Genomic DNA, 25,418 nt, shown 5'->3' with positions numbered 1-25,418 from the left:
CCGCATAAACAACCGGCCATGTCCCAATACCGGTTGATGTTTAAAACTCAGATTGGCCGAATTATTGGCCCGGCCTTCCGCCCGCTCTGACGAGCCGGAAGGTCCGGGATTTTGGCGCTTGTCATGACTTTGATCATGGCGCTTTCCGTATTTGCCCTCTTTGAAATTGAGACGGCGCGACCGACACGGCGCGCAACAACGGTATGATTATGAGCGACACCGCAGAAAAACTGGATTACTCCTCCACCCTCTATCTGCCGCAGACGGATTTTCCGATGCGCGCCGGCCTGCCGCAGAAGGAACCGGAAACGGTCAAGCGCTGGCAGGAAATGGGCCTTTACAAGAAGCTGCGCGCTTCCGCCGCCGGCCGCGAGAAATTCGTGCTGCATGACGGCCCGCCCTATGCCAACGGCAACATCCACATCGGCCACGCGCTGAACAAGATCCTGAAGGATGTCATCACCCGCTCGTTCCAGATGCGCGGTTACGACGCCAATTATGTGCCGGGCTGGGATTGCCACGGCCTGCCGATCGAATGGAAGATCGAGGAAGCCTATCGCGCCAGGGGCAAGAACAAGGATGAGGTTCCGGTCAACGAATTCCGCAAGGAATGCCGTGACTTCGCGGCCGGCTGGATCAAGGTTCAGTCGGAGGAGTTCAAGCGCCTCGGCATCGAGGGCGATTTTGAAAACCCCTATACGACGATGAACTTCCACGCCGAAGCGCGCATCGCCGGCGAGTTGCTGAAGATCGCCCGCACCGGCCAGCTTTATCGCGGCTCGAAGCCGATCATGTGGTCGGTGGTCGAGCGCACGGCGCTGGCGGAAGCCGAAGTCGAATATGCGGATGTCGAGAGCGACATGATCTGGGTGAAGTTCCCGGTGAGGCCCTTCACGCCAGAGCAAATGTGGCATGACAAAGAGAAAAATTTACCGGTAGCGATCCCCGCGTCGTTAAAGGAGTTGTATGGAACCTCCGTCGTCATCTGGACGACCACGCCGTGGACCATCCCCGGCAACCGCGCCATCGCGTTTTCTTCGCGGGTCGAATACGGCCTCTACGAAGTCGAAAGCGCGCAGAACGATTTCGGTCCGCAGCCGGGTGAAAAGCTGATCTTCGCCAAGAAACTCGCCGACGAGGCCGCAGCCAAGGCAAAACTGACCTTCAAGCTCGTTCGCGACGTGAAAACCGAAGAACTGGCCGCCATCACCTGCGCCCATCCTTTGGCGTCGCTCGGTTACGATTTCCCGGTTCCGCTTCTCGACGGCGATCACGTCACCGACGATGCCGGCACGGGCTTCGTGCACACCGCGCCGAGCCATGGCCGCGAGGACTTTGACGTCTGGACCGCGCATCAGCGTGAGTTGGAAGCGCGCGGCGTCTCGTCGGCCATCCCGTTCCCGGTTGGTGACGACGGTTTCTACACCGAAGACGCCCCCGGTTTCGGCCCGTCCGCCGAAGGCGGCGCTGCCCGCGTCATGGACGATAACGGCAAGAAGGGCGATGCCAATGACCGCGTCATCAAGGCGCTGATCGCTGCCAATAACCTCTTTGCCCGTGGCCGCCTGAAGCACAGCTATCCGCATAGCTGGCGCTCCAAGAAGCCGGTCATCTTCCGCAACACGCCGCAATGGTTCGTCTACATGGACAAGGACCTCGGCGACGGCACGACGCTGCGGTCTCGTTCGCTTGACGCCATCGACCAGACGCGCTTCGTGCCAGCGTCTGGCCAGAACCGCCTGCGCGCCATGATCGAAGGTCGCCCCGACTGGGTTCTGTCGCGCCAGCGCAGCTGGGGCGTGCCGATCGCCGTCTTCGCCGATGAGAAGGGTGAAGTTCTGGTCGACGAAGCCGTCAACGCCCGCATCCTCGAAGCCTTCGAGGCTGAAGGCGCGGATGCCTGGTTCGCCGAAGGCGCCAAGGAACGTTTCCTCGGCAACGACCACGACCATGCCAGATGGCAGCAGGTCATGGACATCCTCGACGTCTGGTTCGACAGCGGCTGCACCCACACCTTCACGCTGGAAGACCGCCCGGACATGAAATGGCCGGCGGATGTCTATCTTGAAGGCTCCGACCAGCATCGCGGCTGGTTCCATTCGTCGCTCTTGGAAAGCTGCGCCACGCGTGGCCGCGCGCCTTATAACGCCGTTGTGACCCATGGTTTCACCATGGACGAGCAGGGCCGCAAACAGTCGAAGTCGCTCGGCAACGTGGTCGCCCCGCAGGAAGTCATGAGCCAGTCGGGTGCCGATATCCTGCGCCTGTGGGTCATGACCACGGACTATTGGGAAGACCAGCGTCTCGGCAAGGCCATCATCCAGACAAATGTTGATGCCTATCGCAAGCTGCGCAACACCATCCGCTGGATGCTCGGCACCCTTGCCCATTACAAGGGCGAGGAGATCGCCTATGACGATCTGCCGGAACTGGAAAAGCTGGTGCTGCATCGCCTGTCCGAACTGGATGGCGTCGTTCGCGAAGGTTATGACGGCTTCGAATTCAAGAAGATCACCCGCGCGCTGATCGACTTTGCCAATGTCGAGCTTTCCGCCTTCTATTTCGATATCCGCAAGGACACGCTTTATTGCGACGCGCCGTCGTCGCTGAAGCGCCGCGCGGCCCTGTCCGTCATCGCCAAGCTGTTCGATTGCCTGGTCTCGTGGCTGGCACCCATGCTGCCCTTCACCACGGAAGAGGCGTGGCTGTCGCGTTATCCGGATGCGGAATCGGTGCATCTCGTCCAGTTCCCGGAAATCCCGGCGGAGTGGAAGAACGATGCGCTGGAAGCGAAGTGGGAAAAAATCCGCAAGGTTCGCACCGTCGTGACGGGCGCGCTGGAAGTGGAACGCCGTGAAAAGCGTATTGGCTCTTCGTTGGAAGCCGCTCCGGTTGTGCACGTCGCCGACGCCGATCTTCTTGCGGCGCTGCAGGGGCAGGATTTTGCCGAAATCTGCATCACTTCGGCCATCTCGGTGGTGGGCGATGAAGGCCCGGCCGATGGCTTTAGCCTGCCGGAAGTGGCAAAGGTCGTGGTCGAGCAGAAGCTGGCGGAGGGCGTAAAATGCGCCCGTTCCTGGCGCATCACCACCGATGTCGGCTCCGATCCGCAATATCCCGACGTATCGGCCCGCGATGCGGCGGCACTGCGTGAGCTAGCCGCACTCTCGTAACGAAAATGACCGGATGAATTGCGCTTTGCCTCTTCATCCGGTACACCTGCCTGAAAATGGCCGGATTTGCACGGCAATGCGGGCTGCCGCCTGCCGAAAGACGATGTCTGGCGAAGTGGGACGGACGGCTGGAAGGGTTTCAATGAAGATGATGAAGGCTTTTGGGCAGGGTAGTGCGCAGGGTTTGGGCATGTTTCGCACGGTTGTTGGCGTCACGACGATAGGCGTGCTGCTGGGCGCCTGCACCAGCCCGACCTATGGTACGGGCAAGACGGCAGCCGAACAGCTGGTCGACGACCTCGGCAACGCGACCTCGATCACCGGTGACCAGAGCAAGCGCAACCTGAAATACGGCCCGCGACCCGGCCTCGTCGTTCCCGCCCAGGCCCGCGCCGAACAGCTGACCACGCCGCAGCAGAACATGGCCAACCGCGAAAACAATCCGCAATGGGTCGAATCGCCGGAAGAAACCCGCGAGCGTCTGCGTGATGAGGCGGATGCCAACAAGAACAACCCGCATTACCGCTCGCCGCTGCTCGCAGGCAATGGCACGGCTGGCCAGATGACCGAAACCCAGAAGTGGGAAGCCTTCCGCAAGGCCAAGGCTGACGCCCAGGGCGGCTCCGTGGTCAATGCCCAGCGCAAGTTCCTGACCGATCCGCCAGCCGAATATCGCAGCCTTCCGCAGGATCAGCTGACCGATCTGGGTGAGCCGGAGCAGAAGAAGGCAAAGCGCCGCAAGAAAGAAGCGGCCGTGGCGAACACCGGCAAGAGCTGGTGGAACCCCTTTCAGTAAAATATGACTGATGGCTGGCGGGAAGTTCGTTTCTCCCGCTCGCCGCTCAATCCTCGAGGCGTTTCTCTCGGAAAAATTGCCGCAGGATTTCCGCGCTTTCACTTTCCGCCAGACCCGAATAGACATCCGGCGCATGGTGGCATGTCGGCTGGCTGAAGAAACGCACGCCGCTCTCCACTGCCCCGCCCTTCGGGTCCTGGGCGCCGTAATAAAGCCGGCGGATACGGGCGAATGAAATCGCCGCCGCGCACATGGTGCAGGGCTCCAGTGTCACGTAGAGATCGGCGCCGGGCAGGCGTTCCTGCTCCAGCGCCTCGCAGGCCATGCGGATCACGGCGATTTCGGCGTGCGCCGTCACATCGTTCAATTCACGGGTGCGATTGCCGGAACGGGCGATGACGCGGCCGTCCAGTACCAGTACCGCGCCGATCGGAACCTCCTGCCGCTCAGCTGCGGCACGGGCTTCGACAAGCGCCAGCTCCATGAAATGCGTCCTTTCGGCCATTGCGTTTCAATTTCCTCTTAACCCTTGTGCTTGGACCTGATAGGACAGCCCAAACAACAGGCAAACAGCAAATGACTTTTAAAGACAAGCCGAAGCGTGACGGCGGCAAGACAATTAGCCGCGACAGGAAGCCGAAAGGCCCCGGCAAGCCCGCCGCAGAGCGCGAAAAGAAACCGACCGAGGCAAAGGCCGCCCCGGCGCCGGAAACCGTTGGCGCTTCCAAGCCCGAGCGCATTTCCAAGATCATGGCGCGCGCAGGCGTCGCCTCGCGTCGCGATGTCGAGCGCATGATCATGGAAGGCCGCGTATCGCTGAATGGCGTCAAGCTGGATACGCCGGTGGTGAACGCCACGCTGTCCGACAAGATCGAGGTCGACGGCATGCCTATTCGCGGCGCCGAGCGCACGCGCCTGTGGCTTTACCACAAGCCCGCCGGTCTGGTGACGACCAATTCCGACCCGGAAGGCCGCCCGACCGTGTTCGACAATCTGCCGGGTGAACTGCCGCGCGTGCTCTCCATCGGCCGTCTCGATATCAATACCGAAGGCCTGCTGCTGCTCACCAACGATGGCGGTCTTTCCCGCGTGCTGGAACTGCCGACCACCGGCTGGCTGCGGCGCTACCGCGTGCGCGCCCATGGCGAGGTCGATCAGGCCGCACTCGACAAGCTGAAGGAAGGCAATGCCGTCGACGGCGTGCTCTACGGCGCAATCGATGCCACACTCGACCGCACCCAGGGCCACAATGTCTGGATCAGCATGGGCCTGCGTGAAGGCAAAAACCGCGAGATCAAGAACGTGCTCGGCGCGCTCGGTCTCGAGGTCAACCGCCTGATCCGCGTTTCCTACGGTCCGTTCCAGCTCGGCGATCTGCCCGAAGGCAAGGTGTTGGAAGTGCGCGGCCGCATGCTGCGCGACCAGCTCGGCCCGCGTCTGATCGAACAGGCCGGCGCCAATTTCGACGCGCCGATCTACAATGCGCCCGTTGAGGATGAAGAAGACGACACGCCGAAGCGGCCCGTGAAATCCGAATGGGCAAAGAGCGATGCGCCGGAAGGCAAGCCGCGTTTCGAAAAGAGCGGCAAGTCCGAGGATCGTCGTGAAAAGGCGCTTGGCCGTCTCGACACCAAGCGCGGCGACAAGCCGGCCGGCAAGTTCGGTTCCAAGCCCGCCGGGAAATTTGGCGCCAAGGGCCGCAACGAGGATGAAGGCGACGACCGCCGCCCCCGCCAGCCCGCCGGCACCAGCCGCACGGCGAATGTCTGGATGGCGCCCGGTGCAAGGCCCACCCGTGACGGCAAGGAGCGCAAGTCTTCCGCCCGCGCGGAAGCCGAAAACCTCTTCAAGAAGCCTTCCGCCCAGGACGAGGCGCGCCGCAACGTCGTGCGGCATGCGGATGCCGAGGGCGAGTGGATTCGCTCGGATTCTCCCCGCGAAGAAGAAGGTGGTCGCGGACGCGGCGACCGTCCGCGCGGCGAAAAGAGCTTCGGCGATCGTGGTGGACGCGGCGGAAAGCCTTTCGGCGACCGGCCATTCCGCGACAGGCCGCGTGAAGAAGGCGACCGCCCGCGTGGCGACCGTCCGCGCGGTGAAAAGAGCTTCGGTGACCGCCCGGCACGCGGCGGCAAGCCTTTCGGCGACCGTCCGTTCCGTGACAAGCCGCGCGAAGATGGCGACCGTCCACGCAGCGACCGCCCACGCGGCGAAAAGAGTTTTGGTGATCGCACCGCCCGCGGTGAAAAACCCTTCGGCGACCGTCCGTTCCGCGACAGGCCCCGTGAAGACGGTGACCGCCCACGCGGCGAGCGCCCGGCGGGCGAAAAGCCCCGTGGCGGCAAGCCGGGCGGCAAACCCGGTTTCGGCAAGCCGTCCTTCGGAAAGTCGGGCGAGCGCGGCGAGCGTTCGGGTTTCTCAGGCAAGAGCAAAGGCCCCGGTGGTCCCGGCGGCGGCAAGCCGGGTGGCAAAGGCCCGGGTGGCAAACCTTCTGGAGGCAGGGGAATGACACGTAATGCGGATCGTAGGCGGTGAGTTCCGCGGCCGGAGTTTGGCCGCGCCGAAATCGAATTCCATTCGTCCGACCATCGACAGGACGCGGGAAAGCCTCTTCAACATTTTAAGCCACGCCTATCCGGAAAGTCTGGACGGCACGCGCGTTCTGGACGTTTTTGCCGGAACGGGCGCGGTTGGTCTGGAGGCGCTTTCGCGCGGCTGTCGTGTGGCGCTCTTCGTCGAAAACGGCGTCGAGGGCAGGGGGCTTCTGTGGGAAAACATCGATGCGCTCGGCCTGCACGGCCGCGCCCGCATCCTGCGGCGTGACGCAACCAAGCTCGGCGGCGTCAACAATATCGAGCCCTTCGATCTTCTCTTCGCCGACCCGCCCTATGGCCATGGCCATGGTGAGAAGGCGTTCGCGGCAGCGCACAGCGGCGGCTGGCTGACACCTGGCGCGCTTGCCATTCTGGAAGAGCGCGGCGATGTGGCGGTGAAGGTCGATCCAGCTTTCAAACCGCTCGAAAGCCGCGTCTTCGGCGATACGAAAATGCATTTCTACCGTTACGAGCCCTGACGCATTTCCAGGAAAAGTGGAGCCCGGTTTTCCGTCCGGAAATGCGACATAACAAAGAGTTGGAGTGTTTTCGCGATTTGAAGAAAAGCGAAAACGCTCTAACAGGATCACCTTCCCGTCACGCCACGGTCTTGTCTTGTTTGCGCAATAGGCAGGGTCTTTGCCGTGGAAAGAATTTGGGTATTCGCATGGAGCAGGGTGTAAACGAGAGCATAACGACCGTCCGCGCCGGGGAAAAGGTTCTCGAAGGTGACGGCGCGGGCGGCCATGAGCCGACTTTCGGACTGGCGCTCGGCGGCGGCGGCGCACGCGGCATCTGCCACATCAACGTCATCGAGGCGCTGGACGAACTCGGCATCCGGCCTGTTGCGATTTCCGGCTCTTCCATCGGCTCCATCATAGGCGCGGGCATGGCGGCCGGCATGACCGGCCGGGAAATCCGCGAATACACGCTTGAACTCATGGGACGAAAAGGCTCAGTCGCCAACCGGCTCTGGAGCCTCGGCCCGGCATCGATGCGCCATGCGGTGGACGGTTTTCGCCTCGGGCAGTTCAACCTCGAACTCATTCTGCACGCCTTGATGCCGCAGGCCCTGCCGAAGGATTTTTCCGAGCTTGCCATTCCGCTCAAAGTGATAACGACGGATTATTACGCCCAGACCGAAGTTGTGGTGGAACGCGGTGAGATCATTCAGGCCCTGGCGGCATCTGCCGCCATTCCCGCATTGTTCATGCCGGTGCGTATCGATGGCCGCATCATGATCGACGGCGGCATCTTCAATCCCGTGCCCTATGAACATCTGCTGGACCGTGCCGATATCGTCATCGGCGTCGATGTCGTCGGTGGCCCGGAAGGTGACGGCACCACCATGCCGAACCGGCTGGATAGCCTGTTCGGCGCCAGCCAGTTGATGATGCAGGCGGCGATTGCCCTGAAACTGAGGCTACGCCCGCCGCATATTTTCCTGCGCCCGCCCGTGCACCGTTTCGGTGTGCTGGATTTCCTGAAGTCCGAAGAGGTGCTGAACGCATCGGCCGGCATCAAGGACGATCTGAAGCGGCAGATCGACATGCAGGTGGAACTGTTTCACCGCGGGCAGGGCGTGGAGGCGTGACGGAGCAAGCCGAGGTTGCCACTTGTTTCTTCTCCCCGGCGGGGAGAAGAAACAAGCGGATTGATCCCTGCATTCCCTTAAAATTACAGCGAAACTTCCGTCTCGCTGTCTTGCGCATCCTCTTCCCACTTTTCCGCCTTGGTCTTCGGTTTCATCAGCGGTTCCGGCTTCACTTCGCGTACCGGCTTGTTATGCAGCATCTGCCGGCCGGCGGCGAGGCCCTCCACGGCCTGTAGCTGAAGCCGTTCCTCGTCGCGTTCGCGAATGTCGTCGGCAATCGCCAGCGCCCTTTCGCCATCCATATCCAGCCCTTCCAGAATGCGCCTGCCGAACAGCAGGCCGGATTCCAGCGTCTCGCGGATTTCGTATTCCACGCCCTTTTTCCTGAGGTCCAGCGAATGGATGCGGTCATAGGAGCGAGCATAGATACGCACGCTTGGAAATTCTGACTGGATCATGTCGATGATGCGGTCGGTCACCTCCTTTTTGTGGGTGCAGACCGCAACCAGATCCGCCCGCTCGATGCCGGCGGCGATCAGCACGTCCTTGCGGGTGCCATCGCCGAAAAAGATGCGGAAGCCGAAACGGGCGGCTTGCCGCACGCGGTCTGCCGAACTGTCGATGACGGTCACGTCGCGCCCGCCGGCGAGCAGGATCTGCGAGGCGATCTGGCCGAAGCGGGAAAAACCGATCATCAGCACATCCGCGCCCGCGCCGTCGAAATCCTCTTCCAGCTTGTCCTCTTCCGAATCCTCCGCCGTCAGCCGGCGCGAAATCACCGCCAGAAGCGGCGTCAGCGCCATGGAAAGCGTGACGACGGCAACCAGGATCGAGGCCGTCGCCTGCGGAAACAGCCCGGAGGCGGCAGCCGTGGTGAAGAGCACGAAGCCGAATTCGCCGCCCTGCGCCAGAAGCAAGGCGATGCGGCTCGACGCGTAGCGCGAAGAGCCGGCGATGCGGCAGAGGCCATAGATCAGCCCCGCCTTCACCGCCATCATCGCCGGCACTGTGATCAGGATGAGCAGGATGTTTTCATAGACGATACGGATATGCAGCGACATGCCGACGGCCATGAAGAACAGCGCCAGAAGCAGGCCGCGAAACGGCTCGATATCGGCCTCCAGCTCGTGCCGGTAGGAGGATTCCGACAGCATCAGCCCCGCCAGCAGCGCGCCCATGCCCATCGACAAGCCCACTAATTCCATGACGGCGGCAGCGCCGATGACGACGAAGAGGGCGGCGGCGATCATCACCTCGCGTGCACCCGTGCGGGCGATGATCTGGAACATTGGCGTCAGAAGATAGCGCCCGGCAAGGATCATGCCCGCCACTGCAACGACGGAGGCGATGAGATCGGATACCATGGAATCCGTCGGCACATCCGGCCGGTTTGAAAGAATGGTGACGAGGGCAAGAAGCGGCACGATGGCGAGATCCTGAAACAGCAGGATCGAGAAGGACCGGTTGCCGTGCCGCGTATTCATGTCGCCGTCATCGGCAAGAATTTGCAGCGCAAAGGCGGTGGAAGAAAGCGCAAGGCCGAAACCCGCGACGAGGCTGCCGCGCCAGTCGATCAGCCCTGCCCACCAGGCAATCGCCGCCAGCACGCTGCCCGTCACCAGCACTTGCGCCATCCCCAGCCCTAAAATATCGCGCCGCATCTGCCAGATGCGCGAGGGCTTCAGTTCCAGCCCGATGATGAAGAGCAGGAAAACCACGCCCAGTTCCGAGACATTGAAGATGTCCTTCGCATCGGTGACCAGATGCAGGAACGGTCCGATGACGATGCCCGCCACCAGATAACCCAGCACGGTGCCAAGCCCGAGCTTGCGGAAAACGGAGGCCGCGATGACCGCGCCGGCCAGAAGCAGCAATGGTTCGGAAAAGAGAGCGTCGTGCTCGGTCATGGCTGCGGACTTTCAAATAGGGTGGCGATGGAGCCGTCTGAATGGAGAAAGCGGCGTTTCGCCCTTGATGCGGGGTTCCTGGCACAATAAATGGAACAGGAATGAAAGGCCAACTCATGTCCTCAGAAATAGATTCTTCCAAACTTCTCGACCGCGCCAGCCAGCTTGTCGATCTTGCCCGCGCCGCCGGCGCGGATGAGGCGGATGCCGTTGTCGTCCGCTCCCGCTCGCAGTCGGTCGGCGTGCGGCTCGGCAAGGTGGAAAGCACCGAATCCTCCGAAAGTGACGATTTTTCCCTGCGCGTCTTCGTTGGCCGCCGGGTGGCGAGCGTTTCGGCCAATCCCGGCTTTGACCTGAAGACGCTGGCGGAACGGGCCGTCGCCATGGCGAAGGTCTCGCCGGAAGATCCCTTTGCCTGCCTGGCGGATAAGGAACGGCTGGCGACGTCCTATGACGATCTGGAGCTTTTCGATGCCACCGAGGTCTCAGCCGATCAGCTGCGTGAGGCGGCCCTTGCTTCGGAAGAGGCAGCGCTGGCCGTCAAGGGCGTCAGCAATTCGTCCGGTGCCGGCGCATCGAGCGGCATGGGCGGCCTCGTCCTTGCCACCTCGCACGGTTTTTCCGGCAGCTATATGGGTAGCCGTTTCAGCCGCTCCGTCAGCGTCATCGCCGGCGAAGGCACCAAGATGGAGCGCGACTACGATTTCGACAGCCGTCTTTATTATGCCGATCTCGATGCCGCCGAAGAAATTGGCCGCCGCGCCGGGGAAAAAGTCGTGCGGCGTGTCGGTCCGCGTCAGGTCGATACCGGCAGCAACATCACCGTGGTCTTCGATCCGCGCATCGCTCGCGGTTTCGTCGGTGCGATTGCCGGCGCCATCAACGGCGCGTCGGTTGCCCGCAAGACCAGCTTCCTGCGCGATAAAATGGGTCAGCAGGTTCTGAAAAAGGGTCTTTATCTCACCGACGACCCGCAGATCGTGCGCGGCCCGTCCTCGCGTCCCTTTGATGGCGAGGGTGTTCGCGGCGAGAAGATGACGATGATCGAAGACGGTGTTTTGAAACACTGGTTCCTCTCCACCTCGGCGGCGCGGGAACTCGGCCTTGAAACCAATGGCCGCGGCGTGCGCGGCGGCACCGCGGTCTCGCCGGCCTCCACCAATCTGGCGCTGGAGCCGGGCGATCTGTCGCCGGAGGACCTGCTGAGACAGGTCGGAACCGGCTTTTACGTCACCGAGCTGATCGGCCACGGCGCCAATATGATCACGGGTGAATATAGCTGCGGCGCGAGCGGTTTCTGGATCGAGAATGGCGAAAAGACCTTCGCGGTTTCCGAAGTCACCATCGCGTCCAACCTGAAGGACATGTTCATGCGGGTGACGCCGGCCAATGATATCGACCGCAAATACGGCGTCGCGGCCCCGACGCTCGCCATCGAAGGCATGACGATCGCTGGCAAGTGAGGCGGCCTGCGGGTTGTTTTCGCGGGCACTTTATGTGCAAGTGCGAAGTGAAAAACGGGCGCGCCGTGTGAGGCGCGCGGAAAAGACGGCAAAATGAACGATATGGCTGAGGCCCGCTGGGCCTCCGATCTGAGGCTGGTGCTTGAAGCCGCGCGCAAGGCGGGCGAGACGGCGCTGGGTTTCTTCCGCAAGGATCCCGAGGTCTGGTGGAAGAATGGCGGGCTTTCGCCGGTCAGCGCGGCCGACTACGCCGCCAATGAAATCCTCGAAACCATTCTTCGCTCCGCCCGGCCGGATTACGGCTGGCTTTCCGAAGAGACGGATGACGATACGGAGAGGCTGTCGCGCTCCACCGTCTTCGTCGTTGACCCCATTGACGGAACCCGCGCCTTCATCGGCGGCCGGGATACCTGGTGCGTCAGCGTTGCGGTGGTGCATGAGGGCCGACCGGTGGTCGCGGCGCTCGTCGCACCGGCGCTTGCCGAGGAGTTTACCGCATTTGAAGGCGGTGAAGCTCTGAAGAACGGGTTGCCCGTTTTTGCAGCGCGCGAAAATGCCGGCATCTTCCATCTGGCGGCGCCCGAAGATGTGATCACGCATCTGCCGGAAGAGGTGCGGGGCGGCGTCAAGCGCATTCCGCATGTGCCCTCGCTTGCCTACCGGCTGGCCATGGTCGCGGATGGCCGCATCGACGGAACGCTGGTCAAGGCGAACTCGCATGAGTGGGATCTCGCCGCCGCCGACCTCATTCTTGAACGGTCCGGCGGCCAGCTTGTCGGCCTCGATGGCAAACCTCTGATGTATAATCGCCGCCAGGTAAACCACCCCGCCTTGTGCGCCGCAGCAAATTATGCGCTGCCCGCACTTTTGAAAGCGTTTTCACATCTGTCTGACAGTTGACGTTTGCCGGGAAATCCCGCAGATGAAGGCCTCTCTCAGAGTTTAAGAAAGAGACAAAGACATGACGGAATCTGGCAAACCGAAACAGCTGCTGCACCTCGTCTTCGGCGGCGAACTGGAAAACCTTCAGGATGTTCAGTTCCGGGATTTGAACGCGCTCGATATCGTCGGCATCTATCCGGATTATGCTTCCGCGCTGACTGCGTGGAAGTCCAAGGCGCAGATGACCGTCGATAACGCCCATATGCGTTATTTTATCGTGCATATGCACCGTCTTCTCAATCCCGACGATAAAATTTGAGTCCTTTTGCCCTTGCGTTGTAATACTATTGGGTGAAGGCGAGCTTGTCCGTGATTCCTGCTTGAGACAGCAGGACACGGTATAGCGACACGAGAAAATGTGATCGCGCTTTCGTTTCCGATGACAAAAAATGACGCAATTTGAGAAGAAGTAGGCGGCGATAACAACCAGAACAGGGGCAGGGCATTGCGCGGAATGATCAAGGGCAGAATGTCATGAGCAGCCGTCTCGCACGTTTCGCTCTTTCCGGTTACCGCATTGCCGGTATCGCCGCTTACCCGTTCGCCAAGCCCTATCTTTCCTATCGGGCCGCGAAGGGCAAGGAAGACAAGCGCCGCCGGCTTGAACGTTTCGGTTATGCGAGCGCCGAGCGCCCGCGCGGGCCGCTCGTCTGGTTCCATGCCGCAAGTGTCGGTGAAACGCTCGCGCTTATTCCGCTGATCCGTGAAATCCGCAAGCGCGATATCTTCGTGCTTCTGACCACCGGCACCGTCACGTCTGCTGAGTTGACCCGCACCCGGCTCGGCGATGACGTGATCCACCAATATGTGCCGCTCGATATCAAGATCGCTGTCAATCGCTTCCTCACCTACTGGGCGCCGGATGCTGCCATAACGGCGGAATCGGAAATCTGGCCGGTGACGATGATGGAACTGGAGCGCCGGCACATTCCGCAGATCCGGGTCAATGCGCGTCTCTCCGACCGTTCCTTTGACCGCTGGCAAGCCCGGCATGAGATTGCGGAATCACTGTTTTCCAAGCTGGCGCTGGTGGTTGCGCAGTCCGATCTCGATGCCGAACGTTTCCGCGATCTCGGCTCATGGCCGGTGGTGATTTCGGGTAACCTCAAGGGTGATACCGACCCGCCGCCCTGTGACGAGGCGCTTTTGGAGCACTATCGCAAGCAGGTCGGCAATCGAAAGACATGGGCCGCCATCTCCACCTTCGACGGCGAGGAAAAGGCTGCCGCCACCGTCCATGCGGCGATCAAGTCGCGCAACGGCCAACTGACCATCATCGTGCCGCGCCATCCCGAGCGCGGCGATGATGTGGAAGCCATGCTGAAAGGCATGGGGCTTACCGTGGCGCGTCGCAGCCGCAATGACGTGATCACGCCGGAAACCGATATTTTCCTTGGCGATTCCATTGGCGAAATGGGGCTTTACCTGCGGCTGACCGAACTTGCCTTTGTCGGCCGGTCACTGACGGCCGAGGGCGGGCAGAACCCGCTGGAGCCGGCGATGCTCGGCTGCGCCGTCCTGTCTGGCGCGCATGTGCAGAATTTCCGCGAGGCCTATCAGAAGCTGATCCGCGCCGGCGGCGGTCGTATCATCCGCGATGTGGAGATGTTGGCCAAGGCGGTGCATTACCTGCTGGTCAACGACAATGAGCGTTACAAGATGATCGATGCGGGCAATCGGGTCATTCAGGATATGCGCGGTGCGCTGTCCTCCACCGTCAAGGCGCTGGAACCCTATATCAATCCGCTCACCGTTTCCGCCAAGCTGCAACCGCGGAGCGCCATCGGTTCATGGTAGCGGATATCGAACTCAACGCGGCGCAATCGATTGCCGCAGTCCTTTTCGACAAGGACGGCACGCTTCTCGGCTATGACGCCAGCTGGGGTCCGGTGAACCGCGAACTTGCGGCGATTGCCGCCAATGGCGATCCCGTTCTTGCCGACCGGCTTCTTTCCGCCTGCGGCATGGACCCCGTTACCGGTCATGTGGTGCCGGACAGCCTGCTGGCCGCCGGCAACACGTCGGAAATCGCCGCCGGTCTGGTTGCCGCCGGCTCGCCCTGCGATGTCGGGGAACTGACGGCGCGCCTCGACAGGTTGTTCACCGAGGCTGCGGATAAATCCGTGCCGGTGACCGATCTCAAAGCATTTTTCGCAAGGCTGAAGGCGCGGGGCTACAAGCTCGGCATCGCCTCCAGCGACAATGAAAACTCCATCCGCCAGACCGCCATCCGCTTCGGCTTCGAAAAGGACCTCGATTTCGTTGCGGGATATGACAGCGGTTACGGCACCAAGCCGCAGCCCGGTATGGTCCTGGGCTTCTGCGAGGCGATAGGCTTCCCGCCGGAACGCGTGGCTGTTGTCGGCGACAATAACCACGATCTGCACATGGCAAAGAGTGCTGGCGCCGGTCTGCGCATCGCCGTTTTGACCGGAACAGGCTCACGCGAAAGCCTTGGCGCGGATGCCGATTATTGTTTCGACGACATCACCGCGCTCGAAGCGCTTTTGCCGGAACGGGCTCTCTGAACCCGGTGGGTTTCCGCCGGGCGGGGTGCGGCTCCGTCAAACCCGTTTATTCCATTTTTGCAATTTACGGTTTTTTCTGGCAAACAACCTGCTGACATGTGACGGGCGAACGGAATGCCGTGGGCGACGCGGCCGGGAGCGGGAATAGATGGTTTCTGAAGCGCCGCCGTTCTGGTGGCAGAAAGCGGGATGGCAGGCGTGGCTCCTGTCTCCTTTCTCGCTTGTTTACGGCAAGATAGCCGGCCGGCGGATGCAAACGGCGAAGAGGGCAAGTGTCGCCGTTCCGGTCATCTGCATCGGCAACTTCACCGTGGGAGGGGCCGGCAAGACGCCGACGGCGTTGGCAATTGCGAGAGCCGCCGTCGCCAAGGGCCTGAAACCCGGATTTCTCAGTCGTGGCTACGGCGGCACGCTCGACGTCACCACCCTTGTCGATCCCCGGCGTCACCGCTCGGCCGATGTCGGCGATGAGCCGTTGCTTCTGGCGCGAGAGGCGGTCACGGTCATTTCCCGCAAGCGCGTGGAAGGCGCACACCGGCTGGTGAAGGAAGGCGTCGATCTCATCATCATGGATGACGGTTTCCAGAGCGCGCGCCTGACCCTGGATTATGCGCTTGTCGTCATCGATACGATGCGCGGCATCGGCAACGGCCATCTCGTGCCGGGCGGTCCGGTGAGGGCGCCGCTTGCCGAACAGATGCGGCACATGACAGGGCTCCTGAAGGTCGGCAACGGCCACGCGGCCGATGCGCTGGTCAGGCAGGCGGCAAAGGCCGCCAAGCCCGTCTTCGTTGCGGCGATCACGCCGCAGGAGCCGCAGGATTTCAGGGGGAGGCGCGTGCTGGCCTATGCGGGCATCGCCGACCCCGCCAAGTTTTATCGAACCGTCGAGGCACTCGGCGGCGACATCGCGCTGCAGCGCTCTTTCCCGGATCATCATCACTTCAGCGATGACGAGATCGCCGATCTTTTGCAGGACGCCGGCAAAGATGATCTGCAGCTGGTGACGACGGCCAAGGACGCCGTGCGGCTCAACGGGCACCACGGCAGGGCGGAAGAATTGCTGTGGAACAGCCTGGTGATCGAAATCGACATGGTGTTCGACGACCCTAACGCGGCCACGGCGATCATTGAGACCGCGGTGAGGAACTGCCGTGCGCGCCTGCTGCGGGAAAATGCCCGGACGTCGGTTTAGAGTACCGAAGAAGATAAACCGCCGTGCACCCACTTCTCCTCATTCCTGTGCTTGTCACAGGAATCTAGTCGACGGGCGTCCGCGCGGCGGGAAGAGTCCTCTCAGCCCAAGGATTTGGGCTGGCTGGATCCCTGTGACAAGCACAGGGATGAGGGAAGGCACATGACGCGCAATACTCAACGCGCCGCTTCCCCACTCACGCGGGCAAATCGCCAGCCTTCTTTTCGGCTTCCAGCGAAGCCGCCGCATCCACATAGGCCTCCTGCCGCGCCACGCTCCAATAGCGCAGCTCATCGAGCGGAATGCTTTTGCCGGTGATGGCGCAGATGACGTGCGAGCCGGTCTGGACGATGCGGAAGTCACCGTCGAGATATTCGATGACGGCGAGGCGGTTGCCGCCTCCTTCAAATCTGTTCATCCGTTTTCGTCTCCTGCTCTGTCCTGTGAGCGCACCCAGTCCGAAACGGCGCAGCGTTTTCCTGAACAATTGGGTGCTCCAGTATCTCAAATTTATATAGCCCGGCGCGGCGCAAGACCAGCCCCGCCGCCCATGCATGTAGGAAGGCGTCAGCTGCGGCCGAAGAGCCGTTCTATATCGGAAAGTTTCAGTTCGATATAGGTCGGACGGCCGTGATTGCACTGGCCCGAACCCGGTGTGTTTTCCATCTGCCGCAGAAGCGCGTTCATCTCTTCCGGCCGCATGCGCCGGCCGGAGCGCACCGAGCCGTGGCAGGCCATGGTGGCTGCGACATATTCCAGCTTGTTGGCAAGGGTGGAGGCGGCATCCCATTCGGCGATCTCGTCGGCGAGCTGACGCACCAGCCCCTGCACATTGACCTCGCCCAGCATGGCAGGCGTTTCCCGGACGGCGACCGCGCCCGGCCCGAAACGCTCGATGACGAGCCCCAGCGCATCGAAACCGGCGGCGTGATCCATCAGCCGGTCGCAGTCCTCTTCCGGCAGGTCGATGATCTCGGGGATGAGCAGCACCTGCGAAGACGGCCGCCTGGAATGCAGCGCATTGCGCATCTGTTCGAACACCAGCCGCTCATGCGCGGCATGCTGGTCGACGATGACGAGGCCGTTTTCCGTCTGCGCGATGATGTAGTTCTCGTGCAGTTGCGCCCGCGCCGCTCCGAGAGGATAAAGCAAAGGTTCAGGCGGGGGGCCTGCGGCGGTCTCGTCAGTGTCCCGAGGCTCGGCCCTCGCAGTCGGCATGGTGATGTCGGAAAAACGTGACTGCACCGCCTCGGCAAATTGCATGTCCCCGGAAACGGCGAGCGGTCGCGAAGGCGAGGTGGCAGCGGACCATGGCGCGGCGGCTGCCATGGAAGGCGAAGGTCTAAGGCCGGAGGGGCTGTAGCCGGGGCGGAAAGCGTTCATCATCTGGCTCGTGCCCGTCGTTGCGGCCCTGTCGCCGTCGCGCGTCAACGCCTGCCGGATCGCGCCGACGATCAGCCCGCGAATGAGGCCAGGATCGCGAAAACGCACGTCGGACTTCGCAGGATGCACGTTCACATCCACAAAGGCGGGGTCGAGCGTGATGGACAGCACCGCGACCGGATATCGCCCATGCGGCACGGTTTCGGCATAGGCGCCGCGAATGGCGGATAAAAGCAACTTGTCCTGCACCGGCCGGCCGTTGACGAAGACATATTGATGCGCCGAGTTGCCGCGATTGAAGGTCGGAACACCGGCAAAACCGGTCAGCGTCACATCCTCGCGCCCGGCGTCGATCTCTATCGCATTGTCCTTGAACTCGGCGCCGAGAATTTGCGCCATGCGGGCCAGATGGTCATCGCCGGTGGAGGGGATTTCAAGCGTCGAACGATCGGTGCCGGAGAGCACGAAACGAATATGCGGGAAGGCGATCGCCATGCGCTTGACGACTTCGGTGATGGCGGCCGCCTCCGCCCGTTCCGTCTTCAGGAATTTCAGCCGCGCGGGGGTGGCGAAGAACAGGTCGCGCACCTCGACGATGGTGCCGGCATTGGCGGCGGCGGGCCGGACATCGGACACCTTGCCGCCGGTGACGGAAATCACCGAACCCTGTTCAGCGCCCTGTTGTCGGCTGGTAATCGTCAGCTTGGCGACGGAGCCGATGGAGGGAAGCGCCTCGCCGCGAAACCCGAGCGTGCGGATATCGTCCAGCGTATCGGAAATTTTCGAGGTGCAGTGACGCCTGACCGCAAGCTCCAGATCGGCAGGAGACATGCCGGAACCGTTATCGGTAATCCGCACCAGTCCCTTACCGCCGCCCGCTGTGGCGATCTCGATCCGGGTCGCGCCCGCGTCGATGGCGTTTTCCACCAGTTCCTTCGTGGCGCTGGAGGGTCTTTCGATGACCTCGCCGGCGGCGATCTGGTTGATAAGGGTTTCTGAAAGCTGCTTGATGGCCATGATCGTCATTTTCGCGGATTCGCGACGGCTTCGAAAGCAAAAAACTCGGGCTACGGAAATTTGCACATGTTTTGCGGCCTGTCTGGCATTCGATCATTTCCGTCAACATGGCGCTAAGCGTTAATCCGCCTTTAATCGGCCTTGATTATGGTGAGGCGGCTTGAAATGACCGCAGGAACGGGGGCCGCCTTCGCCGGGCGGCGTGTGACGTCGACTATGGGTGAACGTCATCTTCCCCTCAAGACTGCTTCAAGTTGCAAACCCTGATGTCTCTTTTGCGGAATTTTTCGTTTCATCCCGGCATTTGCCCTGGACGATTCCACTAGAAACATAAGCCTGACCCCTGAAAAACAGGCGGGAGTTTGCAGTTGAGTGATTTGGCGTCCTCTGGCGCGGGCGTTCATACGGTGATGCTTGATGCGCTTTGCGACGCGCTTGGCGCGGCGATCGTCGTTTACGACCGGAACGATCACATTATTTTCGCAAGCCGGAAACTCTTGAGCTTTTTTCCACTGGAAGAGGCCGTTATCGGCCCGGGCGCGCGGCTGCGCGACTATCTGAGCGCGCTATATGATTGTTATCTGCTTGAAGCGGAAAGCCTTTCCGCCAATGCCCGCCCGCTCGGCCGGGAGGAATGGATCGGCGAACGGCTGGCGCTGCACTGGAAGGAAAGATCGGAAAAAACCGAACGGCTGAAGGGAGAGCGGTTCCTGCGCTTCGTCATGAACCGCCTGCCATCCGGCCTCGGCATCAGCGTGGTTGCGGATATTTCCGAACAAAAGAAACGTGAAGAGCAATGGCGCATCGACCTCGAGCGCGTGCAGCTCATCGAGGATATTCTCGACAATCTGCCATTTCCCGTCTTCGTCAAGGATCGGAACATGGCCTATGCCGCTGTCAACAAATCCGCCTGCGCCCTTGTCGAGACAAGTCCCGAGAGCATTCTTGGCCGTACCGTTTTCGATCTCCACTCGCGCAAGGTTGCCGGACGGATCGATATCGCCGATCGTATGGTGCTGGATAGCGGCGTGCCGAGCATCATTCCGGAAAGGGTGCGGCGTCTGAACGGCGAAGAGGTGCTGACCATCACTCGCAAGCAGCGTGTGGGCAGGCCCGGCCGATATTTTCTGGTGACGACGATGGAGGACGTGACCGCTCTCGCTACCATCGATGCCAACGGCACGCCCGTCATACCCTCGCTCGAACATGTCCCCTTCGTCGCCTCCACCTATGGCAAGGACGAAGAGCCGGACAATCATGGCGGGGTATTAAAAAGCAAGGCAGTGCTGATCGTCTCTGCAAGCGGACATTTTGCGGAAGCCGCCGGTCGCCGGCTGACGGCGGGCGACATGGACCATGCAGCGGTGACGAGTGAGGACGAACAGCGTGCCTTCATCGAGGTCGCAGCCTCCGCCGGGGTGAGCATCGATGTGGTGGTTGTCGATGCCCAGATGAGCGTTGCATGCCTCGATATTGCCTCGGCGCATGCCCTGCCCGTCGTCACTATCGAGGAAGAGGAGATTGAGGCTTCCCTGCTGCATTATCTCGCCGCTGCCTCCCCGAAGGAGAAAGCCGCTGACGAAGACTGGGAGATCATGACGGATGATCTGCCTGCAATCTTGAAGACCGGCGGTGTCTGCGAAATACTTCTCGTCGAGGACAACAGGGTTAACCAGATCGTCTTTTCGCAGATACTCGAAGGCCTTGGGCTTTCCTGGCGGCTCGCCACCTCGGGCGAAGAGGCGCTGCGGCTCTTTGCCGAACAGCCGCCTTCCGCCGTCCTGCTCGATACGACGCTGGGCGATATCGACGGCTTCGAAGTCGCCCGCCGCATGCGCAGCCTTGGCGGGGACAAGCACATTCCCATCGTCGGCGTCATCACCCACGCTTTCGAGGGCGATCTCGACAAATGCCGGGCATCCGGCATGGACGACATGCTTTTGAAACCCGTCAGCCCGGACATGGTCGAGGCGGTTTTCCTGCGGCTTTTCGGCAAGGACGGCTTGCGGCTACGGGCCTGAAATTGCCATTGCCGGAAGGCTATGGCTTTTTTAATACTTGCACTGCATTGTGACCGCGGGCGACACAGGATTCACGAGATGCAGAAATGAAACGGGCAGAGCCGCAAACGTTGCAGGTCAGCCAGAACGAGCTGCAGGCGATGGCCTACAGCGACCCGCTGACGGGGCTCGGCAACCGCTACCGTCTGCGGGACAAGATTCGCATGCTTGCCAGCGAGCGCTCCAGCGATCCGGCGCCCTTCACGGTCGGCATCGCCAATATAGACGGCTTCAAACCTATCAACGATCTGTTCGGCGTGCAGGCGGGCGATGAAATCCTCTGCCAGGTCGCGCACCGGCTGAAAGCCTGCATTCCCGATGGCGCGATCGTGACGCGCCATGACGGCGACGAATTCGCCTTCGTGCTGCCGCTGGTCTTTGAGCGCATCGGCGCGGAGCGCATCGGCAACATGATCAAGGACGTGCTTTCGGCCCCTTACGATCTCGGCGACCGCAACGTCCGTCTGTCCTCCTCCTTCGGTTTTGCCATCTATCCCTTCGCCGGCGATGAGTTCGAGGATTTGCTGAAAAGCGCCGAGACGGCGCTTTATCGCTCCAAGAGACGCGGCCGCGGCCAGATCACCGTCTATTCGCGCGAGATCGCGCAGGAAATGAAGCGCGCCACGCAGCTGGAACAGGCGCTCAGAAACGCCATCATCACCGACGCCATCGACGTACATTTCCAGCCCATCGTCAGACTGGAAGAGGCGAAGGTCATCGGTTTCGAGGCGCTCGCCCGTTGGAACGACCCGGATCTCGGCTTCGTATCGCCTGCCGTTTTCGTGCCGCTGGCAGAAGAGCGCGGCTTTATCGACGCACTGTCGGAAGCTTTGCTCCGAAAGGCGGCGGAGGCGGCCCTGTTCTGGCCGCGCGAGCTTTTCCTGTCTTTCAACCTCTCTTCCGCGCAATTGATGGACCCCAGCACGGCGGACAATATTTTGTCCATTCTCTCGCGTGTCGGCCTCGACCCGCACCGGCTGGAGCTTGAAATCACCGAAACGGCTGTCATGACGTCTGCCGATACCGCGCAGCGTATCATCAGCGAATTGCAGAGCGCGGGTGTTCGCATCTCCCTCGACGATTTCGGTACCGGCCAGTCCAGCCTCGGCCGCCTGCGGGATTTCACCTTCGACAAGGTGAAGATCGACCGCGCCTTCGTCTCGCGCATCAGCAGCGACCGCCCTTCCGAACATATCATCAAGGCCATCGTCGCCATGTGCGAAGGGCTCGATCTCGAGGTGGTGGCCGAGGGGATAGAAGAACGGGCGGAAGAGGAAAAGCTGCTCGCACTTGGCTGCGCCATGGGGCAGGGCTATTTCTACGGCCGCCCCGCCGACGCCGCCGCGACCCAGCGTTATCTGCACGAGAATTACCGCGAGATATTGTCGGATATTTCGTGAGGCGGTGCGGTCTGGCCGCGGCTGCAAGGCGGCGGACGCAATCTCCAACTTCCCTCATTCCTGTGACAAGTACAGGAATGAGGAGAGGGCGGTGCGTGCCGCGCTTCACAACCGGTAAAGCGGCTCAAACCGGCCCTTCACCTCAACCCCGAGCTCGAACGTCAACCCATGCTGCGGATTGGCGGCAAGGGCGTCGTCGTCAAGATGTTCGCACGCGGATGTCACGAGAAGGCGCGATGCGTCGGGGCCGATGAAGGCGGGGCAGGTCGTCTGTCCGCCAGGCACCTCATATCGGGCGATGTGATTGCCGTCCGTGTCGTAACGATCCACGGCGCCCATGCCCCAGCGGGCGTTCCAGATATGCCCTTCGGCATCGCAGACCGACCCGTCGATGCCGCCTTTGATGCCGGTGGAATCGATGAAGACTTCAGCTTTGCCGAAGGGCAGGCCGGTCTCGGCATCGAGCGGCACCCGCATCAGCTTGTTCACCTTGGTATCGACGTAATATCCTGTCGCGCCATCGGGCGAGAAGCAGATCGAATTCGGAATGCTGATCTCGGCAAACAGCTTCGTCACGGTGCCTTTTGAAACATGATAGATGCTGCCCGCGCCGGTCTCCGCCTTGCGGCCCATGGTGCCGATCCACAGCGCGCCGGAGGGGTGCATGCGCCCGTCATTGGAGCGGTTGCCGGGCAGGTCCTTTTCCAGCTCGGCGTGCAGCGTCAGCACGCCGGTTGCCGTGTCGCGCAGGAAAAGCCCGTCGTCGGAGGCGATCAGCTGCTTGCTGTCGCTGACCTTGGCGAGCGCACTGCCCATGAAGGGCAACGCGTGCACGGTCTTGCGGCCGGAGGCGAGATGCAGCTCATGCAGTTCCCGCTCGAGAATATTGAACCACCAGGCGGTGCCGGTCGCGGGGTCGAAGGTCGGGCCTTCGCCGAGTAACATCGGCGTTTCGTCCAGAACGCGTCCGGTAAAGGGAAAAACAGTGGCCAAGCTCTTATCCTCCGATGGCAGTATCATAGGCTGAAAGTGTGACAGTGGCGCGTTCCCGCACCTCCGCCGCCGTCATGCCCGGCTTGTACAGGCTGGTGCCAAGGCCGAAAGCTACAATACCGGCCGAGGTATATTCAGAAAAATTCTTGTCCGAGACGCCGCCGACGGCGGCGATGACCAGATCCTTCGGCAGAATCGTCCGGATCGCATTGATGCCGGCGGGGCCGATGATGCTGGCAGGAAAAAACTTCAGCCCGGTCGCACCGGCCTTTGCTGCCACCAGCGCCTCGGTGGGGGTGAGAACCCCCGGCATCGTTACCATGCCTTTTTCACGCGCAGCGGTAATGACCTCCGCATCCGCATTCGGACTCACCATCAGCTTTCCACCGGCCGCATCCAGCGACGCCACGTCTTCAACGCTGAGAACGGTGCCGGCGCCGATCAGGCAATCGGCGGGCGCCATCTTCGCGGCGATCTCGATGGAGCGGAACGGATCGGGCGAGTTGAGCGGAATTTCAATGGCGCGGAAGCCGGTTTCGATCAGCGCGCCGACGACGCCTTCGGTTTCCTCGGGTTTCAGACCGCGCAGAATGGCGATCAGCGGATATTGGATGGAAGGGAAGGGAATACGCATGGTCGATCTTTCTTCTTATGGCCAGATGGCATTTGCAGCGGCCAGCAATCCGCGCCGCACGGCCTCGTCTGCATCGATGACCGTATAGTGGATATCAAGGGCGGTGAAGGCGCCTTCGTAAAGCGCACCAAGCGCGCCGGAGCCGATCAGCACCACCGGCGTCTCGCGCCGGGCGGAGGAATGCGCGCCGGCGATTTCCAGCCCGATCATGATACCGGAGAGCTTGGCCTTGGCGTCGGTGGCGGTGAGGCCGTGCAGCAACTGGCCGGAGCGAAGGGTGAAAAAGCGATTGGTCGCAAGCTGCGGATTGGCATAGATGTCGCGCACCGCCGCCGTGAAGGCCTCATGCTCGCCGGTAAAGGCTTCGGCCTCGGCCACCGCATGGGAAAGGATCGTCTGTTTCGAGACGACTTCGAAGAGCTCGCCGGTCATGAACGTGGCGAAGCCGGTCACGCCGCCATCCTTCACGGTCACCCATTTGGAATGGGTGCCTGGCATGCAGACGAGCTTTTCACCGGCATCCGAGGAGGCGAGAGCGCCGAGCAATTGCGTTTCCTCGCCGCGCATCACGTCGGGTGCGGTTTTGTCCCGCTGCGCCAGCCCTGGCAGAATGCGCACATCCCGCGCCTGGCCCGGCACACAAACCGCGCCGCCCGGAACCGCCGAAAGCGACGCCGGCACGTCGATATAACCCGCCTCGACCCAGCCCTGCCGCGCCCCTGCCATGCCGCAGACGATAACCGGCAGATCTTCGGGCGCGCCGATGGCGTCGAGATGCGATTGCAGTACGTCGGCGAAACCGGTCCGCATGGCGGTGGTCATACCTTCCGTGCTTCTGCGCTCCGCCAGCACCGCGCCCGATCGGCTCATGAGCCAGAGCCGGAAACTGGTCGTACCCCAGTCGACGGCGATGAAAGCGGGTTCAGACATTATAGAAGGCCTCCGTCTACGATTATGGATTGCGCCGTGATGGCGCCCGATGCCGATGATGCGAGAAACAGGCAGGGACCCGCCAGGTCGGCGGCGACGAGCGTGCGTTTCAGACATTGCCGCGCCGTGGTGGCCGCAATGCCCTCATCCGTCAGCCATAGCTCCTTCTGCCGCTCCGTCACGACCATGCCGGGCAGTAGCGTGTTGACGCGGATCTTTTCCGGCCCCAGCCGGCCGGCGAGGCTTTTCGTCAGCCCGATGATACCGGCCTTGGCCGCCGCATAGGAGGGCAGCTCGCCCATATTGAGCAGAAACGAGATGGATGAAAAATTGACGATGGACGCGTCTTTCGCCTGCCGGAGATAGGGCAGGGCTGCCTGAACCGTGAAGAACATCTGCTTCAGATTGACCGCCTGATTGGCGTCCCAATAGGCCTCCGTCACCGTGTCTATGTCGTGGCGGTCGTCCCAGGCGGCGTTATTGACCAGCACCTTGATCCCGCCAGTGGCGGAGGCCGCCGCCTCCACCGTCTTTCCGATCGCCCCAATATCGCGAAGGTCGGTCTTGAAGAAGTAAACCGGATGCGGCGTCGTCGTTGCAAGCCGCTTGACGAGCGCCAGGCTTGGTTCTTCGGCGATGTCGATGAAAGAAACCTTCGCGCCTTGCATCGCAAAGGCTTCCACCAACGATGCTCCGATGCCGGAGCCGCCGCCGGTGACGAGCACGCCCGCATCCTTGAGGTCCGGAAACTGGGCTTGCATCATCGGCGTCATCTCGTCCATTGAAAGGCTTGATTGTTCCAATATTTGGAA

General features: G+C 61.8%; 21 protein-coding genes. 13 read left to right on the top strand and 8 right to left on the bottom strand.

All coding sequences use genetic code 11. The annotated features are described in order from the left end of the window. The first annotated feature begins 209 nt into the window (after positions 1-209). Both ileS and AGR1_RS10165 read left to right on the top strand, forming a co-directional pair. A complete protein-coding gene (gene ileS, locus AGR1_RS10170) occupies positions 210-3,173 on the top strand; it encodes an isoleucine--tRNA ligase (protein ID WP_149146844.1) in 2,964 nt (987 codons plus the stop codon). A gap of 142 nt (positions 3,174-3,315) precedes the next feature. After that, on the top strand, positions 3,316-3,969 hold the full coding sequence (locus AGR1_RS10165) for a hypothetical protein (RefSeq protein ID WP_149146843.1): 654 nt from the start codon (positions 3,316-3,318) through the stop codon (positions 3,967-3,969). A gap of 46 nt (positions 3,970-4,015) precedes the next feature. Here the strand turns inward: AGR1_RS10165 and AGR1_RS10160 are convergent, their stop codons facing one another. Next, the gene (locus AGR1_RS10160; protein ID WP_077982867.1) at positions 4,016-4,474 is read right to left on the bottom strand and encodes a nucleoside deaminase; all 459 of its coding nucleotides are present in this window, start codon (positions 4,472-4,474) and stop codon (positions 4,016-4,018) included. A 71-nt stretch (positions 4,475-4,545) separates the two neighbouring features. On the opposite strand from AGR1_RS10160, the gene AGR1_RS10155 reads away from it, so the two are divergent. From AGR1_RS10155 to AGR1_RS10145, 3 genes are all read left to right on the top strand, one after another. After that, positions 4,546-6,501 (top strand): pseudouridine synthase, encoded by a 1,956-nt coding sequence (locus AGR1_RS10155; RefSeq protein ID WP_149146842.1) that lies wholly within the window; start codon positions 4,546-4,548, stop codon positions 6,499-6,501. Beyond that, positions 6,482-7,039 carry a 16S rRNA (guanine(966)-N(2))-methyltransferase RsmD gene (gene rsmD / locus AGR1_RS10150; protein WP_080791279.1) on the top strand — a complete coding sequence of 186 codons (558 nt, stop codon included), beginning with the start codon at positions 6,482-6,484 and terminating at the stop codon, positions 7,037-7,039. Before AGR1_RS10155 ends, rsmD begins: the two co-directional genes overlap by 20 nt. A gap of 188 nt (positions 7,040-7,227) precedes the next feature. Next, positions 7,228-8,154 carry a patatin-like phospholipase family protein gene (locus tag AGR1_RS10145; RefSeq protein ID WP_149146841.1) on the top strand — a complete coding sequence of 309 codons (927 nt, stop codon included), beginning with the start codon at positions 7,228-7,230 and terminating at the stop codon, positions 8,152-8,154. A gap of 83 nt (positions 8,155-8,237) precedes the next feature. Here the strand turns inward: AGR1_RS10145 and AGR1_RS10140 are convergent, their stop codons facing one another. Beyond that, positions 8,238-10,061 carry a monovalent cation:proton antiporter-2 (CPA2) family protein gene (locus tag AGR1_RS10140; RefSeq protein WP_149146840.1) on the bottom strand — a complete coding sequence of 608 codons (1,824 nt, stop codon included), beginning with the start codon at positions 10,059-10,061 and terminating at the stop codon, positions 8,238-8,240. A 116-nt stretch (positions 10,062-10,177) separates the two neighbouring features. Between AGR1_RS10140 and AGR1_RS10135 the strand changes: the two genes are divergently transcribed. The 6 genes from AGR1_RS10135 to lpxK all read left to right on the top strand — a co-directional run bounded on the left by AGR1_RS10135 (position 10,178) and on the right by lpxK (position 16,189). Continuing rightward, positions 10,178-11,524: a TldD/PmbA family protein gene (locus AGR1_RS10135; RefSeq protein WP_137409839.1), complete on the top strand. Its 1,347-nt coding sequence runs from the start codon at positions 10,178-10,180 to the stop codon at positions 11,522-11,524. A 93-nt stretch (positions 11,525-11,617) separates the two neighbouring features. Further along, positions 11,618-12,424, top strand: coding sequence for a 3'(2'),5'-bisphosphate nucleotidase CysQ (locus AGR1_RS10130; protein ID WP_149146839.1), 807 nt, complete (start codon positions 11,618-11,620; stop codon positions 12,422-12,424). A gap of 61 nt (positions 12,425-12,485) precedes the next feature. Continuing rightward, a complete protein-coding gene (locus AGR1_RS10125; RefSeq protein WP_003503155.1) occupies positions 12,486-12,725 on the top strand; it encodes a DUF4170 domain-containing protein in 240 nt (79 codons plus the stop codon). A 215-nt stretch (positions 12,726-12,940) separates the two neighbouring features. After that, complete coding sequence (gene waaA, locus AGR1_RS10120) at positions 12,941-14,263, top strand: lipid IV(A) 3-deoxy-D-manno-octulosonic acid transferase (protein ID WP_149146838.1); 1,323 nt, start codon at positions 12,941-12,943, stop codon at positions 14,261-14,263. Next, positions 14,257-14,994 (top strand): HAD family hydrolase, encoded by a 738-nt coding sequence (locus AGR1_RS10115; protein ID WP_080791274.1) that lies wholly within the window; start codon positions 14,257-14,259, stop codon positions 14,992-14,994. Before waaA ends, AGR1_RS10115 begins: the two co-directional genes overlap by 7 nt. Before the next feature lie 148 nt (positions 14,995-15,142). Further along, positions 15,143-16,189 (top strand): tetraacyldisaccharide 4'-kinase, encoded by a 1,047-nt coding sequence (gene lpxK / locus AGR1_RS10110; protein WP_149146837.1) that lies wholly within the window; start codon positions 15,143-15,145, stop codon positions 16,187-16,189. Between the two features lie 196 nt (positions 16,190-16,385). Here lpxK and AGR1_RS10105 read toward each other — a convergent pair whose 3' ends face one another. Together AGR1_RS10105 and mutL are read right to left on the bottom strand one after the other, a co-directional pair. Next, positions 16,386-16,607, bottom strand: coding sequence for a DUF2093 domain-containing protein (locus AGR1_RS10105; protein ID WP_149146836.1), 222 nt, complete (start codon positions 16,605-16,607; stop codon positions 16,386-16,388). Between the two features lie 149 nt (positions 16,608-16,756). Continuing rightward, positions 16,757-18,589 (bottom strand): DNA mismatch repair endonuclease MutL, encoded by a 1,833-nt coding sequence (gene mutL, locus AGR1_RS10100; protein WP_149147327.1) that lies wholly within the window; start codon positions 18,587-18,589, stop codon positions 16,757-16,759. A 410-nt stretch (positions 18,590-18,999) separates the two neighbouring features. Between mutL and AGR1_RS10095 the strand changes: the two genes are divergently transcribed. Together AGR1_RS10095 and AGR1_RS10090 are read left to right on the top strand one after the other, a co-directional pair. Further along, complete coding sequence (locus AGR1_RS10095) at positions 19,000-20,610, top strand: response regulator (protein WP_187772180.1); 1,611 nt, start codon at positions 19,000-19,002, stop codon at positions 20,608-20,610. Between the two features lie 86 nt (positions 20,611-20,696). Then, positions 20,697-22,049: an EAL domain-containing protein gene (locus AGR1_RS10090; RefSeq protein ID WP_077982856.1), complete on the top strand. Its 1,353-nt coding sequence runs from the start codon at positions 20,697-20,699 to the stop codon at positions 22,047-22,049. A gap of 105 nt (positions 22,050-22,154) precedes the next feature. On the opposite strand, the gene AGR1_RS10085 is transcribed toward AGR1_RS10090, so the two are convergent. The 4 genes from AGR1_RS10085 to AGR1_RS10070 are packed head-to-tail and all read right to left on the bottom strand — an operon-like array spanning position 22,155 to position 25,388. Next, on the bottom strand, positions 22,155-23,042 hold the full coding sequence (locus AGR1_RS10085; protein ID WP_080793172.1) for an SMP-30/gluconolactonase/LRE family protein: 888 nt from the start codon (positions 23,040-23,042) through the stop codon (positions 22,155-22,157). A 4-nt stretch (positions 23,043-23,046) separates the two neighbouring features. Further along, a complete protein-coding gene (locus tag AGR1_RS10080) occupies positions 23,047-23,676 on the bottom strand; it encodes a 2-dehydro-3-deoxy-6-phosphogalactonate aldolase (protein WP_149146834.1) in 630 nt (209 codons plus the stop codon). A 15-nt stretch (positions 23,677-23,691) separates the two neighbouring features. Then, positions 23,692-24,606, bottom strand: a complete 915-nt coding sequence (locus AGR1_RS10075) for a 2-dehydro-3-deoxygalactonokinase (RefSeq protein ID WP_080791268.1) — start codon at positions 24,604-24,606, stop codon at positions 23,692-23,694. Continuing rightward, positions 24,606-25,388: an SDR family oxidoreductase gene (locus AGR1_RS10070; protein ID WP_187772106.1), complete on the bottom strand. Its 783-nt coding sequence runs from the start codon at positions 25,386-25,388 to the stop codon at positions 24,606-24,608. The genes AGR1_RS10075 and AGR1_RS10070 overlap by 1 nt, the downstream gene beginning before the upstream one ends. Positions 25,389-25,418 lie beyond the last annotated feature (30 nt).

Origin of the sequence: Agrobacterium sp. B1(2019), assembly GCF_008274755.1 — a bacterium.
Lineage (GTDB): Bacteria > Pseudomonadota > Alphaproteobacteria > Rhizobiales > Rhizobiaceae > Agrobacterium > Agrobacterium salinitolerans.
The sequence above is the reverse complement of the archived record's forward strand: the minus strand, read 5'-3'. Positions and strand labels throughout refer to the sequence as shown.